Genomic DNA, 13319 nt, shown 5'->3' on the forward strand with positions numbered 1-13319 from the left:
GCGAGACTACCGATCCGCGGGCCAGTAGTGACTGTCGGGCAGCGCGCGGGAGCCGAAGATCGCCTGGCCCACCCGAACGCACGTCGAGCCCTCCTCGACGGCCAGTTCATAATCGCCGGACATGCCCATCGAGAGCTCGGTGAGCTCGGGCCACGCGTCGAGCGACCGGTCCCGCACCCCGCGCAGCACCCGGAAGCACTCGCGCACCCGGGCCTCGTCGGAGGAGAACTCCGCGAGGGTCATGAACCCGCGCACCCGCAGCGCGGTGAACGCGGGCAGCGCCTCCAGGAAGGCCGGCACCTCGGCGGGCGGCAGCCCGTACTTCTGCTCCTCCGCCGACGTGTTCACCTGCACGTACACATCGAGCCCACGGCCCAATGCCTGCAGCCGACGGTCGAGCGCCTCCGCCACCCGCAGGCTGTCGAGGGCCTGGAACTCCGCGGCGACGGCCGCGACGTCCTTCGCCTTGTTCGTCTGCAGGTGCCCGATCACCGACCACGACACGTCGAGGTCCGCCATCTCGGCACTCTTGCGCTTGGCCTCCTGCGGCTTGTTCTCGCCCAGCTCCCGGCACCCCGCCGCGACGGCGAGGCGCAGCCGCTCCTGGGGCACCGTCTTGCTGACGGGCAGCAGTCGCACGTCCGACGGTGACCGCCCCGCCCGGACCGCGGCCGCGTCGATGCGGCGCAGGACCTCCGCGATGTTCGTCTCGAACTCTTCGACGGTCTGCGGGGGCGGGTACGAGCTCATGGGTCGAGCCTATCGGCCGGGCGGACCGCCATGGTCCCGGCCCGCGGCCGGTACAGTGGCCTCATGATCCGACTGGTTATCGCCGCAGGTGCGGGGTACGTGCTGGGCACCAAGGCCGGACGCCGCCGCTACGAGCAGATCAATCGCACCGCGAAGGCCATCGCCACCAGCCCCGCCACGAAGAAGGCCGTGGAGATCGGCCGCCGCAAGCTCGCCGAGCAGCTCAACCCGGACCCGAAGATGCGGACGATGCGCGAGATCGACGCGCAGACGGTGATCTACTCCCCCAAGACCGACCTGGACTAGAAGGCGCTGTCGCCCACGGCCATCTTGAGCAGGCTCTGCCGGTAGCTCTCGAGCGCCACGAGGTCGCCGAACAGGCGGTTGTAGTCACCGTCGGCGCCGGGCGACATGCGCCGCAGCTTGGACTTGAGGTCGGCCACCTGGGCACCGACCCACACCTCCTGCAGCCGCGCCATCACGGACTCCACGTACCGCGGCGACGGATCGCCGGCCACCTGCAGGGGCTCCACCGCCAGTTCCGTGACCAGCGGTTCCAACACCGGGCCGTCGACGCTGCGCACCACGGTGTCGACCCACTCCGGGCCGCCGAGACCCGCGGCGATCCCGCCCGCGGCCTCGATCGCCAGGCGCACCGCGCGGTACGCGGGATCGGTGAACATGTCGTCGGACAGCGCGTCGAACACCATTCCCGCCAGCGCGGGAACCTGCAGCGCGGCCTTGAGCACCTCGCGCTGCACCCACAGCACCGGGTCGCTCGGGTCCGGACGCTGCGGCCCCGTCGGGCGAGGGGCGGGAGTCTCCGGGAACGGCGCCACGGGCTCGCGCAGCCTCGTGTTCGACGGTGCCGGCGCCCCCGGCCCGGGACGCCCCTCGCCGCGACGGATCCGCGCGGACTCCTCGCGCACGCGACGCAGCACCTGCGTCACGTCGTCCCAGCCGACCCACCCGGCCAGCTGGCGGGCGTACTCGTCCCGCAACGCCATGTCCTTGATCCGGGCGACGACGGGCACCGAGCGACGCAGTGCGTGTACGCGTCCCTCGGCGGTGTCGAGGTCGAACTCGGTGATCAGCGTCTTCACGGCGAACTCGAACATCGGGACGCGCTGCGCGATGAGGTCGCGGACGGCCTCGTCGCCGTGCTTCTGCCGCAGCTCGCACGGGTCCATCCCGTCGGGGGCGACGGCGACGAAGGTCTGCCCGGCGATCTTCTGGTCGCCGTCGAAGGCTTTCATCGCGGCGGCCCGGCCGGCGGCGTCACCGTCGAAGGTGTAGATCACCTCGCCACGGAAGTAGCTGTCGTCCATCATGAGTCGACGCACGAGCGAGACGTGGTCCTCGCCGAACGCGGTACCGCAGGAGGCGACGGCGGTCTCCACGCCCGAGGCGTGCATCGCCATGACATCGGTGTAGCCCTCGACGACCACCACCTGATGCCCCTTGGCGATGTGCTTCTTCGCATGGTCGAGCCCGAACAGCACCTGGGACTTCTTGTAGAGCATGGTCTCCGGCGTGTTCATGTACTTGCCGAGATTGTCGTCGTCGAACAGCTTGCGCGCGCCGAACCCGATCACGTCGCCGCCGAGGTTCTTGATCGGCCACAGCAGCCGGCGGTGGAACCGGTCGATCGGGCCGCGCTGCCCCTGCTTGGACAGTCCCGCGGCCTCGAGCTCCTTGACGTCGAAGCCCTGGCGCAGCAGCGCCTTCGTCATCGTGTCCCAGCCCGACGGGGCGTACCCGCAACCGTAGAACTGCGCGTCCTCCTCGGTGAACTCCCGGTCCCGGAGATACGTGCGCGCGGTCTCGGCCTCCGGCGTGCGGAGCTGCTCCGCGTAGAACTTCTGCGCGGCCGCGTTGGCGGCCACGAGGCGCATGCGGGTCCCACGGTCCTGCTTCGGGCCGGGGCCGCCGCCCTCGTAGCTGATCTGGATGCCGACCTTGTCGGCCAGCTGTTCGACCGCCTCCACGAACGGGACGTGCTCGATCTTCTGCAGGAAGGAGATGACGTCGCCGCCCTCGCCGCAGCCGAAGCAGTGGAAGAAGCCCTGCGTGGGCCGCACGTGGAAGCTGGGGGTCTTCTCGTCGTGGAACGGGCACAGGCCCTTCATCGACCCCACGCCGGCGGGCCGCAGTGCCACGTACTCGCCGACGACGTCCTCGATGCGCGCACGGTCGCGGATCGCCGCGATGTCACGCTCCGGGATTCTGCCGACCACGAGTTCGAGTGTACTGCCGCTCAGCCCTCGAGGACCTTCTGGTCCAGCCGCTCGAGCCGGGTCTCCGTCATCGACGCGATCTGATCGATCACCACGCGCAGCCGGACGGCGTCGGTCTCGGCGGCCAGGTAGGCGGGCGAATACAGCGGGTCGATGTGCGACGGCGACCCACCCATCAGGTAGTCCGCCGCCCGGTGGATCCGGTCCCGTTGCCCCTGCTGGACGGCCAGGTGCAGCTGATTCGAGTAGATGTACTGCAGCGCCATGGTTTTCAGCAGGATCACTTCGGCGCGCACCGTCGGCGGCACCGCGACATCGGCCTCGTACCGGCACACCGGCTCGTTGCCCGTGGCGGCGCGGGTCGCGTCGATCGCGGCGGACGCGAACCGGCCCACCAGCTCACTCGTCATCCGCTTGAGGGCGACGGACGAGGCGAGGCCACCGTCGTACTGCGCAGCAGCGGCGACGACCTCGAAGGAGGCGAGGCGGGCGCCGGCCTCCTCGAGCTCGGCGGCCTCCGCGCCGCGGAAGCTGTCGGCGCCGAAGCCGGACAGGCTGCGCACCTCCTCCCGCGAGGAGAGCGCGCGCAGGTCCAGCCGGCCCGACAGGACGCCGTCCTCCACGTCGTGCACGGAGTACGCGACGTCGTCGGACCAGTCCATGACCTGCGACTCCAGGCTCTGACGGGTCCCGTGCGGCCCGTTCTCGCCGCCGCGCATCCAGTCGAGGACGTGCGCGTCGTCGTCGTACACCCCGAACTTGCCGCCGGGCTCGCGGCGCAACCACGGGTACTTCGTCGCCGCATCGAGGGCGGCGCGCGTGAGGTTGAGGCCCACGGAACGTCCCTGGTCGTCGAGCACCTTGGGTTCGAGCCGGGTGAGGATGCGCAGGTTCTGCGCGTTGCCCTCGAAGCCGCCGATGTGCCGGGCCACCTCGTCGAGCGCACGCTCGCCGTTGTGGCCGTAGGGCGGGTGGCCGATGTCGTGCGCGAGCCCGGCGAGGTCGACGAGGTCCGGATCGCAGCCGATGCCCAGCGCGATGCCTCGGCCGATCTGGCTCACCTCGAGCGAGTGGGTCAGCCGGGTGCGCGGCGTATCACCCTCGCGCGGGCCCACGACCTGCGTCTTATCCGCGAGGCGGCGCAGGGCGGCGCTGTGCAGCACACGCGCGCGGTCGCGGGCGAAGGCAGAGCTGTGCCCCTCCCAGCGCAGCGCCTCCCACTGCGGCCCCGAGAACAGCGTCGGTTCGGAATCCGCCTCGAGGCCCGCCGTTTTGGGTCGCTCGGCGACGAGCCTCTCGACATCGGCCGGCTGGTAGGCCGCCGGCCCGGGCAGCAGCGGCACCTACTCGGTGACCCAACCGCGCGCGAAGGCGAAGTCCGCGATGCGCTGGCGGATCTCGATGATCTGACCGGCGGTGAGATCGTCCGAGGAGTCGAGCAGCAGCTCGGTCAGCTCGTCGACGAAGGACTGCATGTCGAGCGCGCCGGCGACGGCGGCCGCGCGCGGCGCGGAGTCCCGACGGGGCGCGTGCTCACGCCGATCGCCCCGGTTGTCGCGCTGGTCGCGGTTGTCGCGCCGGGGCGCCGACGATGCCGCAGGCGCGCCGCCCACGACCGCCACGTTCACGGCCTTGAGTCCCTTGTCGCCCTTCTCGACGTCGAAGGTCACCGCCGTGCCGGGCCGCAGGGCCGACTCGTCGAAGTCGATGTCGTTCACGTGGAGGAAGACGTCCTCGCCGCCCGCATCGGGCGCGAGGAAGCCGAAGCCGCGCTGCGTGTCGAAGTGGACCACCTTGCCGTTCGTCATGCCGTCGAGTATCCCACGGCCTGCCGCGATCCGGCCGGTACGGTGTGTCTATGAAAATCGCGCCAGTCGTCCTCGCGGGCGGCGTCCTGGTCGCCCTCGCGGCCTGCACCTCCCCCAACACCGACTCCAGCACCGTGGTCGAGATCGACGGCAAGGCCGAGAGCGCAGCCGAATTCGTCAATGCGGGCTGCACCCGCACCGGCGATTCGATCACCATCGGATCCGGCAGCGTGCAGACGGCGCGGGGCATCGGCGCCATGCTCACCGAGGGCAACCCGCCCACCGTGTCGAGCCTGTTCATCGCCACCGGCGGCAACGTGATGACGGTGCTGAACACGCCCGTGGGGCAGGTCGGTTCGGCGAAGGCGTCGAAGGCCGGCAACCGGTACACCATCACGGGTGAGGCCCGCGCGGCGAACCTGAGCACCAAGAAGTTCCGCGTCGAGATCACCTGCAGCTAGAAACGCCGCCGCCCGCCCCGCGAGCTGCGGGACGGGCGGCGGCGTCAGCGCCTGATCAGCAGCCGGCGAGGCGCGCGGCCAGGTACTGCTGGATCTCCGCGAGCGGCACCCGCTCCTGCTCCATCGTGTCGCGCTCACGCACGGTCACGGCGTCGTCCTCGAGGGTGTCGAAGTCGACGGTGATGCAGAACGGCGTCCCGATCTCGTCCTGGCGGCGGTAGCGCTTGCCGATGCCCTGGGCATCGTCGAACTCGACGTTCCAGTACTGGCGCAGCTGCGCGGCCAGCTCGCGCGCCTTCGGCGAGAGCTTCTCGTCGCGGGAGAGCGGCAGCACCGCGGCCTTGACCGGAGCGAGGCGACGGTCCAGCTTGAGCACGACGCGGGTGTCGGTGCCGCCGTTCGCCTTCGGCACCTCCTCCTCGGTGTACGCGTCCACGAGGAAGGCCATCAGCGAGCGGGTGAGGCCGGCCGCGGGCTCGATGACGTACGGCGTGTACCGCTCGCCGGTCTGCTGGTCGAAGAACTCCAGCGACTCGCCCGAGTGCTTCGAGTGGGTGCCCAGGTCGAAGTCGGTGCGGTTGGCGATGCCCTCGAGCTCGCCGAACTCGCTGCCCGCGAACTCGAAGCGGTACTCGATGTCGACGGTGCCCTTGCTGTAGTGGCTCAGCTTCTCCTGCGGGTGCGTGAACAGCCGCAGGTTCTCCGGGTTGATGCCGAGATCCGTGTACCACTTGAGCCGGTGGTCGATCCAGTACTGGTGCCACTGGTCGTCGTCACCGGGCTTGACGAAGAACTCCATCTCCATCTGCTCGAACTCGCGCGTGCGGAAGATGAAGTTGCCGGGCGTGATCTCGTTGCGGAAGCTCTTGCCGATCTGGCCGATGCCGAACGGCGGCTTCTTGCGCGCCGTGGTCATCACGTTCTTGAAGTTCACGAAGATGCCCTGCGCCGTCTCCGGGCGGAGGTAGTGCAGCCCCTCCTCGGACTCGATCGGCCCGAGGTAGGTCTTGAGCATCATGTTGAAGTCGCGGGGCTCGGTCCACTGTCCCTTGGTGCCGCAGTCCGGGCAGACGATCTCCGTCATCGGCACGTCGTCCGGGTTCACCTCTTCGCCCTTGGCGGCGCGCTTCTCGGCGTAGGCCTCCTGCAGGTGGTCCTGACGGTGCCGCTTGTGGCAGTTCAGGCACTCCACCAGCGGATCGTTGAAGACGGAGACATGGCCCGAGGCGACCCAGACCTGGCGGGGCAGGATGATCGCACTGTCGAGGCCGACCACGTCGTCGCGCGAGGTGACCATGTTGCGCCACCACTGCTTCTTGATGTTCTCCTTGAGCTCCACACCCAGCGGCCCGTAGTCCCAGGCCGACTTCGTGCCGCCGTAGATCTCACCCGACTGGAAGACCAGCCCCCTGCGCTTGCACAGGTTGGCGACGGTATCGACTTTGGTTGCTTTGGCCACGGCGCGCTTCATCTCCGACGGGTTGTGGATAGGAAAAACGTACGGATCGACTCTACCGTTCGCTCCCCCGCCCGCGGCGCGATGGGACGCCTCCACCGGCGCGCTTGACGTAGTCGATGCCGCATATGAAAATGATTGTTGATAACAGGAGGTGTTCCCATTCCCACCGACATCGACATCGTCGCCGAGTGCCCCGTCGATCCCGAGTCCGCGCCGAACGCGCAGCCCGATCCCGAGGTGCTCACCGCCACCGGCGACCTGCTGCGCGCCCTCGCCGCACCGGTCCGGATCTCGATCGTGCTCGAGCTGATGCACTCCGAGCTGTGCGTGCACCAACTGGTCGACGCGCTCGGCGTGACCCAGCCGCTGGTCAGCCAGCATCTGCGGGTGCTCAAGTCCGCGGGCGTCGTCCGCGGTGAGCGCAACGGCCGGGAGATCATCTACCGCCTCGTCGACGACCACCTGGCGCACATCGTGGTCGACGCCGTGGCCCACGCCACGGAACGGGCGGGCGCATGACCGAGGCGACGCGCGCGGCGAAGGGCACCGGAATCCGCGCGACCAAACAGCGCGGCGCCATCACCCACGCGCTGCAGTCGGTATCGGAGTTCAAGTCGGCGCAGGAGCTGCACGAGCAGTTGCGCACCGACGGGGAGTCGATCGGCCTGACCACGGTCTACCGGAACCTGCAGGCGATGGCCGACGCCGGCGCCGTCGACACCCTGCGCACCGACAGCGGCGAGGCCCTGTTCCGGCTGTGCTCCGACGAGCACCATCACCACCTGGTGTGCCGGGAGTGCGGGCGCACCGTCGAGGTCACGGACCGGTCCGTGGAGGCCTGGTCCGCGCGGACCGCCGCCGCCCACGGCTTCACGGAGGTCACGCACACGCTGGAGATCTTCGGACGGTGCGCCGACTGCTCGGCGTGAGCGTCCCAGCCCGACGGGATGCCGACTGCGTCAGGCCCGGACGGCCTGGGTGAGGAACGGCGACAGCACGATGGAGACCTCACGCGCGGCCTCGTCCGGCCCCTCGATCGGCATCGTCAGGTGGCTGAAAGCCAGGCGCACCAGCACGGCCGCCGCGACCTGAGCCTCGGACCGCCGGACCTGCGCCCAGCTCATCGCCAGGATCTCCGCGAGCCCCTCGGTGGCCCGCTGCATGATCGGCGTACCGTCGATCGTCACGATGCCCATGAGGTCGCGGTGCGGGTTCGGGCCCACGATGTTGAGCACCACCGGGTCGCCCATACCGATCTGGAACACCCCGCGCATCGCGTCCTCGACGGCCGCGTCGATCCGGCCGGGGTTCGCGTCGATCCGCTCCTGCACGAAGGCCAGCAGGCCGTCGACGAACCGCGTCACGTAGGCCACGGCCATCCCCTTGCGGGAGCCGAACTCGTTGTACAGCGTCTGCCGGCTGACGCCGGCCTCCCGGGCGACCGCCGCCATGGTGACCGCCGACCACTCATGGCCGCGCAGGAAGCCGCTCACCGCATCGAGGGCCTGATCCCGCACGGACTGCTTGGGGGCGGCATCGGCGTCACGCCCGGCGAGGACGGTCATCGCGCGACCGCCGCCGCGATCTGCTCGGACAGCTCCCCGCGCGCCGCGCGCAGCTCCTTGGGACGGCCCATCGCAATGGCGCCGACGAGGGACCCGCCGCGGTTGCAGCGGGCGAAGAAGGCACCACCCGTGTTCGTTTCCATCGAACCGTCCACCTCCAGCGCGTCCTCCGCCGCGGGCCATCCCGCGAACTGCAGCACCGCACCGAACTGGGCCGACCAGCCCCACGGGACCGTGGGCGCCGGCGACTCGCCGAGGAGCACCTGCGCGACGGCCGTGCCCTGGTCCTGTGCCGCCGACCAGTTCTCGGCCCGGTAGGTGCCGCCCTCCAGCGGATGGGGCACCCGGGCGCAGTCGCCGATGGCGTACACGCCGTCGGCGGATGTGCGGTACCGCTCGTCCACCAGGATACCGTCGTCCACCCGCAGCGCCAGCCGCTCGGCGAGCCCGGTATCGGCGACGGAGCCCACCGCGACGACGAGCAGGTCCGCGACCAGAGCGGCACCGTCGGGCAGCGCGACCGCGACCTGGTCGGTCTCGACGGTGATCTCGCCCGGCCGGACGCCGAGCAGCAGGTCGATCCCGGCGTCGCGATGCAGGCCGGCGAGTCGCTCCCCGATCGACGGTGGCACGACGCGCACCAGCGGCAGCGGCGCGGGTTCGATGACGGCGACCGACGCGCCCAGCTTCGCGGCGGCCGAGGCCACCTCCGAGCCGATCAGGCCCGCACCGAGCACGATCACACTTCCGGCCCGGCCCAGCTCGTCGCGCAGCCCGACCGCGTCGGCGAAGTCGCGGAGGTACCGGACGCGGGGGCCGGGCGGCAGGTCCGGCAGGTGCCGGGCCGCGCCGCCGGTGGCCAGCACGAGCGAGCCGTAGGTGAGGGCGGAACCGTCGGACAGTTCCAGGGTGCGCGGGCCGGTCTCGCCGCCGGTCACGGTGACGCCCGTGCGGACCGCGACGCCGATGTCGGACCAGTGCTCGGCGGGCTTGATGAGGGCCTTCTCGATCGGCATGCCCGCGAGCAGCACGTCCTTCGACAGCGTGGGCCGCCGGTACGGGAGGTGCGGATCGCGCCCGATGAGGGTCACGTCCCCGTCGTATCCGCCGGTCCGCAGCGCCAGGGCCGCGGTGGCGCCCGCGACGCCCGTGCCGACGATCACCACACCATCGGTACTCATGCCCGTGACACCTCGACCATTTCGAAATCGGCCTTGGCGGCGCCGCAGTCGGGGCAGGACCAGTCGTCGGGGATGTCGTCCCAGCGGGTGCCGGGGCCGAAGCCGTCCTCGGGCCAGCCCTCGGCCTCGTCGTACTCGAATCCGCACTGGAGGCAGCGGAACAGCTTGAAGGGTGCGTCACTCATGATGGATTCCTCTCTCGTTCTTACTGATTCGATCGTGCGGCGGCGGTCGTTCAGACCGGCTCGAAGTCGATCTTGTCGCGGACGCCGCAGTCGGGGCAGTTCCAGTCGTCCGGGATGGCGGCCCAGGCGGTGCCGGCGGGCCACCCCTCGCGGGGAGCGCCGACGGCCTCGTCGTACACGTAGCCGCACACGGGGCACTTGAAGGAGCTCATGCTGCGGCCTGCTCTCCGGTCGCGGGGGCGCCGTACTTGGCCAGCACCTTGTCGCGGACGCGGGGATGGATGTTGACCTTGGTGATGTCACCGTCGTAGTGGTCGAGGACGCGGTGGTCCATCAGCCGGCGCCAGAGGGGCGGGAAGTAGGTCAGGCCGATCAGCGTGGCGTAGCCCTGGGGCAACGACGGTGCCTCCTCGAACGAACGGAGCGTCTGGTACCGGCGCGTGGGGTTCGCGTGGTGGTCGCTGTGGCGCTGCAGGTGGTACAGGAAGACATTGGTGATGATGCGGTCGGAGTTCCAGGAGTGCTTCGGGGCGCAGCGCTCGTAGCGGCCGGAGGCCAGCTTCTGGCGCAGCAGGCCGTAGTGCTCGAGGTAGTTCACCGACTCCAGCAGGCTGAACCCGTACACGCCCTGCAAGATCAGGAAGGGCAGCACGTACCAGCCGAAGCCGGCGACCAGCGCGCCGAACAGGACGACGGTCATGATCCAGGCGTTGAGAACGTCGTTCTTCAGCGTCCAGGGGCTCTTGCCGAGCCGCTCGAGGCGGGTCTTCTCCAGCTCCCACGAGGACTTCAGACTGCCCCACACGCTGCGCGGCAGGAACTCCCAGAAGGTCTCGCCGAAGCGGCCGCTGGCCGGATCCTCCGGCGTGGCGACGCGGACGTGGTGGCCGCGGTTGTGCTCGATGAAGAAGTGGCCGTACATGGCCGGCGCGAGGGTGAGCTTGGCGATCCACCGCTCGTTCTCGGGCTTCTTGTGGCCGAGCTCGTGGCCCGTGTTGATCGCGATACCGGCAACGACGCCCAGGCTGAGGGTGACGCCGATCTGGCTGATCAGGCCGAGCCCGCCGCCATCGGCGTAGACGCCGCCGAGCCAGCTGAGGTCATCGGCGGTGATGAAGTAGCACATCGCCACCAGCGACAGCAGCTGGAAGGGCAGGAAGATGTAGGTGAGCCATTTGTAGTACCTGGAGTTCTCCAGCGCCTCCATCACCTCCTCCGGCGGGTTCTCACCGTCGTCGCCGGCCTTGATGTCGACGATCGGGAGGATCACGTACAGGAGGATCGGGCCGATCCACCAGAGCACCGGGGCGAGGTACATCAGCGGGGTGCTGCCGATGCCGAGCAGCATCATGAGCCCGACGGCGAAGAACAGTGCGGTGGGAACGAACAGGCCCCACAGCCACAGGCGCTTCTTGTGGTCGGTCCAGACGGCGGGGTTGCCGTCCGCGTCGATATAAGCCAGGCCCTTCATGGTGCCCTCCTCATCGTTGCGCCCCGAGTGGGGCTGTGACTGATGTCATACGCTCTGACATGAGTATTTGACACCTACGGCCCATTTGTCAAGCGATTCGTGGACACACTTAGCGTTCATGTAAACCTGCAGGTAGACAGCTTGGAACATTTTGTCGAGTCCGACGGTTTTTAGTTGCACACAATCGAATTGCGTGCAATCATTCTGGTGTGGACGCGGACCAGACACTCGACTCGCAACTGTGCTTCGCCCTGTACTCGGCGGCGAAGGTGGCCGCCAACGCGTACCGCGAGGAACTCACCACCCTCGGGCTCACGTACACCCAGTACGTGACGCTGCTCGCCCTGTGGGAGCAGGACGCGGTCACGGTGCGCGCGCTCGGCGAACGCCTGCAGCTCGACAGCGGCACGCTCTCGCCCCTCCTCAAGCGCCTCGAGGGGATGGGCTACGTGGAGCGCCGCCGGGACCGCTCCGACGAGCGTCTGGTCACCATCCACGTCACCGACGCCGGCCGCGCCCTCCAGCCCGCGGTCGCGGCCGCCCGGCGGCGCGTGTACGAGGGCTTCGACTTCCCCGTCGAGGACGCCGTCCGGCTCCGCGATCTCGCCATCCGCTTCAGCGAAGCGCACACCCGATAGAACCCACAGACCCCTCACGAACAGGAGATCAGACATGGACGCCGTCTACACAGCCGAGGCCATCGCCACCGGAGCCGGCCGCGACGGGCGCACCCGTACCGACGACGGGCGGGTCGACCTGCAGCTGGCCATCCCGAAGGAGATGGGCGGCTCCGGCCAGGGATCGAACCCCGAGCAGCTCTTCGCCGCGGGCTACGCCGCGTGCTTCCACTCCGCCCTCCAAATGGTCGCGCGGTCGCAGAAGGTCGACCTGGGCGACTCGAGCGTCGGAGCCCGGGTCGGCATCGGCCCCAACGGATCCGGTGGCTTCGGCCTCACCGTGGCCCTCGAGGTCATCATCCCCGAGATCGAGCACGACGCCGCCCAGGCGCTCGCCGATGCGGCCCACCAGGTCTGCCCCTACTCGAACGCGGTGCGCGGTAACGTCGACGTCACCGTGACCGTGGCCGACGACTGATCCGCTTCACCACCCCACGAAGGAGACATCCCCCATGCGCGCTTTGATCCAGGACCAGTTCGGCGACCCCGCGAGCGTCCTGTCCGTCCGCGAGGTCCCGCTCCCCGAGCCCCGCCCCGGCCAGGTCCGGATCCGGACCCTGCTCTCCCCCATCCACAATCACGATCTCTGGACCGTGAAGGGCGACTACGGCTACAAGCCCACGATGCCCGCCGCCGCCGGCTCCGAGGCCGTCGGCGTCATCGACGCCCTCGGCGAGGGGGTCGAGGGGTTCACCGTCGGCCAGCGCGTCGCCACCGGTTCGGCGTTCGGCACCTGGGCGGAGTACTTCGTCGCCGGAGCCGCAGGCCTGATGCCCGTCCCCGACACGATCCCGGACGAGGCCGCCGCGCAGCTGTTCTCGATGCCCTTCAGCGCGATCAGCCTGCTCGACTACCTGAACGTCCAGCCCGGCCAGTGGATCGTGCAGAACACCGCGAACGGCATGGTCGGTCGCATGCTGGCGCAGCTCGCCACCGCCCGCGGGATCAACGTCACGGGCCTGGTCCGACGGTCCGCCGCCATCGACGAGCTCGCGACCTTCGGCGTGACGAACGTGATCGCCACCGACACCGAGGGCTGGCGCGCACGCGCCAAAGAGCTTGCGGGCGAGGCCGGCTACGCGGCCGCCGTCGACTCGATCGGCGGCGCGGCGAGCACCCAGCTCGCCCTGCTCCTCGGCCAGCGCGGCACTCTCGTCTCGTTCGGCGCGATGAGTGCCACCAACCCCGGCGAGGGCGCGATGCTGGAGATCCCCGTCAACGTCGCGATCTTCAAGGAGATCGTCGTCAAGGGCTTCTGGGGCCGCACCGTGAGCCAGGAGATGGATCCCGCGAAGCGGGCCGAGCTGATGGGCGAGGTCGTCCAGGGCGTCGCCGCGGGCACGCTCGCGCTCCCGGTCGACGGCGTTTTCGGCATCGACGAGATCTCCGCCGCTGCCGCCGCGAGCGGCCGCGCCGGCCGCGTCGGCAAGGTCCTGCTGCGTCCCTGACCGCTGCCGATCGAGGCCCGACGGTGCTCGGCACCGTCGGGCCTCGGCGTATCCGGACGACGGGGCCGTCTGCGGAG

The 13319-nt window shown here is 69.8% G+C and carries 17 protein-coding genes; 7 read left to right on the plus strand and 10 right to left on the minus strand.

Features of this window, described 5'->3' with window-relative positions; all coding sequences use genetic code 11:
- Window positions 1–6 precede the first annotated feature (6 nt).
- Entirely contained in the window at window positions 7–750 is a 744-nt protein-coding gene (locus tag AXK61_RS18110) for a YggS family pyridoxal phosphate-dependent enzyme (RefSeq protein ID WP_068746561.1), read from the minus strand.
- A 63-nt stretch (window positions 751–813) separates the two neighbouring features.
- Here AXK61_RS18110 and AXK61_RS18115 point away from each other — a divergent pair, with 63 nt between their 5' ends.
- Window positions 814–1056 (plus strand): hypothetical protein, encoded by a 243-nt coding sequence (locus tag AXK61_RS18115; RefSeq protein ID WP_068572888.1) that lies wholly within the window; start codon window positions 814–816, stop codon window positions 1054–1056.
- On the opposite strand, the gene dnaG is transcribed toward AXK61_RS18115, so the two are convergent.
- Genes dnaG through AXK61_RS18130 form a run of 3 tightly spaced genes read right to left on the minus strand, consistent with a single transcriptional unit; the run spans window position 1053 to window position 4795 of the window.
- Window positions 1053–2987: a DNA primase gene (dnaG, locus tag AXK61_RS18120; protein WP_068572551.1), complete on the minus strand. Its 1935-nt coding sequence runs from the start codon at window positions 2985–2987 to the stop codon at window positions 1053–1055. The genes AXK61_RS18115 and dnaG overlap by 4 nt on opposite strands.
- Window positions 2988–3007: 20 nt before the next feature.
- Window positions 3008–4330: a deoxyguanosinetriphosphate triphosphohydrolase gene (locus AXK61_RS18125; RefSeq protein ID WP_068746562.1), complete on the minus strand. Its 1323-nt coding sequence runs from the start codon at window positions 4328–4330 to the stop codon at window positions 3008–3010.
- On the minus strand, window positions 4331–4795 hold the full coding sequence (locus AXK61_RS18130; RefSeq protein ID WP_068572547.1) for a cold-shock protein: 465 nt from the start codon (window positions 4793–4795) through the stop codon (window positions 4331–4333).
- Window positions 4796–4845: 50 nt separating this feature from the next.
- On the opposite strand from AXK61_RS18130, the gene AXK61_RS18135 reads away from it, so the two are divergent.
- Entirely contained in the window at window positions 4846–5256 is a 411-nt protein-coding gene (locus tag AXK61_RS18135) for a lipoprotein LpqH (RefSeq protein WP_068572545.1), read from the plus strand.
- Window positions 5257–5311: 55 nt separating this feature from the next.
- On the opposite strand, the gene AXK61_RS18140 is transcribed toward AXK61_RS18135, so the two are convergent.
- On the minus strand, window positions 5312–6715 hold the full coding sequence (locus tag AXK61_RS18140; protein WP_068746680.1) for a glycine--tRNA ligase: 1404 nt from the start codon (window positions 6713–6715) through the stop codon (window positions 5312–5314).
- A gap of 171 nt (window positions 6716–6886) precedes the next feature.
- On the opposite strand from AXK61_RS18140, the gene AXK61_RS18145 reads away from it, so the two are divergent.
- Both AXK61_RS18145 and AXK61_RS18150 read left to right on the plus strand, forming a co-directional pair.
- Window positions 6887–7234, plus strand: coding sequence for an ArsR/SmtB family transcription factor (locus tag AXK61_RS18145; protein WP_068746681.1), 348 nt, complete (start codon window positions 6887–6889; stop codon window positions 7232–7234).
- Window positions 7231–7644, plus strand: a complete 414-nt coding sequence (locus tag AXK61_RS18150; RefSeq protein ID WP_068746563.1) for a Fur family transcriptional regulator — start codon at window positions 7231–7233, stop codon at window positions 7642–7644. Before AXK61_RS18145 ends, AXK61_RS18150 begins: the two co-directional genes overlap by 4 nt.
- A gap of 30 nt (window positions 7645–7674) precedes the next feature.
- On the opposite strand, the gene AXK61_RS18155 is transcribed toward AXK61_RS18150, so the two are convergent.
- The 5 genes from AXK61_RS18155 to AXK61_RS18175 are packed head-to-tail and all read right to left on the minus strand — an operon-like array spanning window position 7675 to window position 11117.
- Window positions 7675–8280: a TetR/AcrR family transcriptional regulator gene (locus tag AXK61_RS18155; RefSeq protein WP_068746564.1), complete on the minus strand. Its 606-nt coding sequence runs from the start codon at window positions 8278–8280 to the stop codon at window positions 7675–7677.
- Window positions 8277–9461, minus strand: a complete 1185-nt coding sequence (locus AXK61_RS18160; RefSeq protein ID WP_068746565.1) for an NAD(P)/FAD-dependent oxidoreductase — start codon at window positions 9459–9461, stop codon at window positions 8277–8279. The genes AXK61_RS18155 and AXK61_RS18160 overlap by 4 nt, the downstream gene beginning before the upstream one ends.
- Entirely contained in the window at window positions 9458–9646 is a 189-nt protein-coding gene (locus AXK61_RS18165) for a rubredoxin (protein ID WP_068746566.1), read from the minus strand. The genes AXK61_RS18160 and AXK61_RS18165 overlap by 4 nt, the downstream gene beginning before the upstream one ends.
- 50 nt (window positions 9647–9696) lie before the next feature.
- The gene (locus tag AXK61_RS18170) at window positions 9697–9858 is read right to left on the minus strand and encodes a rubredoxin (protein WP_068746567.1); all 162 of its coding nucleotides are present in this window, start codon (window positions 9856–9858) and stop codon (window positions 9697–9699) included.
- Window positions 9855–11117, minus strand: a complete 1263-nt coding sequence (locus AXK61_RS18175) for an alkane 1-monooxygenase (RefSeq protein WP_068746568.1) — start codon at window positions 11115–11117, stop codon at window positions 9855–9857. The genes AXK61_RS18170 and AXK61_RS18175 overlap by 4 nt, the downstream gene beginning before the upstream one ends.
- A gap of 209 nt (window positions 11118–11326) precedes the next feature.
- Between AXK61_RS18175 and AXK61_RS18180 the strand changes: the two genes are divergently transcribed.
- Genes AXK61_RS18180 through AXK61_RS18190 form a run of 3 tightly spaced genes read left to right on the plus strand, consistent with a single transcriptional unit; the run spans window position 11327 to window position 13242 of the window.
- Window positions 11327–11755 (plus strand): MarR family winged helix-turn-helix transcriptional regulator, encoded by a 429-nt coding sequence (locus AXK61_RS18180; RefSeq protein ID WP_068746569.1) that lies wholly within the window; start codon window positions 11327–11329, stop codon window positions 11753–11755.
- 34 nt (window positions 11756–11789) lie between these two features.
- On the plus strand, window positions 11790–12212 hold the full coding sequence (locus AXK61_RS18185; RefSeq protein WP_068572531.1) for an organic hydroperoxide resistance protein: 423 nt from the start codon (window positions 11790–11792) through the stop codon (window positions 12210–12212).
- A 34-nt stretch (window positions 12213–12246) separates the two neighbouring features.
- Window positions 12247–13242 carry a zinc-binding dehydrogenase gene (locus tag AXK61_RS18190; protein ID WP_068572528.1) on the plus strand — a complete coding sequence of 332 codons (996 nt, stop codon included), beginning with the start codon at window positions 12247–12249 and terminating at the stop codon, window positions 13240–13242.
- The last annotated feature ends 77 nt before the right edge of the window (window positions 13243–13319 follow it).

The organism is Tsukamurella pseudospumae (assembly GCF_001575205.1).
In the GTDB taxonomy this organism is placed as follows: Bacteria; Actinomycetota; Actinomycetes; order Mycobacteriales; family Mycobacteriaceae; genus Tsukamurella; species Tsukamurella pseudospumae.

What these genes read in the sequence shown, in the direction of transcription:
- AXK61_RS18110 (WP_068746561.1), bottom strand. Translation starts at nt 750, where the DNA reads ATGAGCTCGTACCCGCCCCCGCAGACCGTCGAAGAGTTCGAGACGAAC.
- AXK61_RS18135 (WP_068572545.1), top strand. Translation starts at nt 4,846, where the DNA reads ATGAAAATCGCGCCAGTCGTCCTCGCGGGCGGCGTCCTGGTCGCCCTC.
- AXK61_RS18190 (WP_068572528.1), top strand. Translation starts at nt 12,247, where the DNA reads ATGCGCGCTTTGATCCAGGACCAGTTCGGCGACCCCGCGAGCGTCCTG.
- AXK61_RS18185 (WP_068572531.1), top strand. Translation starts at nt 11,790, where the DNA reads ATGGACGCCGTCTACACAGCCGAGGCCATCGCCACCGGAGCCGGCCGC.
- AXK61_RS18155 (WP_068746564.1), bottom strand. Translation starts at nt 8,280, where the DNA reads ATGACCGTCCTCGCCGGGCGTGACGCCGATGCCGCCCCCAAGCAGTCC.
- AXK61_RS18150 (WP_068746563.1), top strand. Translation starts at nt 7,231, where the DNA reads ATGACCGAGGCGACGCGCGCGGCGAAGGGCACCGGAATCCGCGCGACC.
- AXK61_RS18165 (WP_068746566.1), bottom strand. Translation starts at nt 9,646, where the DNA reads ATGAGTGACGCACCCTTCAAGCTGTTCCGCTGCCTCCAGTGCGGATTC.
- AXK61_RS18170 (WP_068746567.1), bottom strand. Translation starts at nt 9,858, where the DNA reads ATGAGCTCCTTCAAGTGCCCCGTGTGCGGCTACGTGTACGACGAGGCC.
- AXK61_RS18160 (WP_068746565.1), bottom strand. Translation starts at nt 9,461, where the DNA reads ATGAGTACCGATGGTGTGGTGATCGTCGGCACGGGCGTCGCGGGCGCC.
- AXK61_RS18175 (WP_068746568.1), bottom strand. Translation starts at nt 11,117, where the DNA reads ATGAAGGGCCTGGCTTATATCGACGCGGACGGCAACCCCGCCGTCTGG.
- AXK61_RS18130 (WP_068572547.1), bottom strand. Translation starts at nt 4,795, where the DNA reads ATGACGAACGGCAAGGTGGTCCACTTCGACACGCAGCGCGGCTTCGGC.
- AXK61_RS18115 (WP_068572888.1), top strand. Translation starts at nt 814, where the DNA reads ATGATCCGACTGGTTATCGCCGCAGGTGCGGGGTACGTGCTGGGCACC.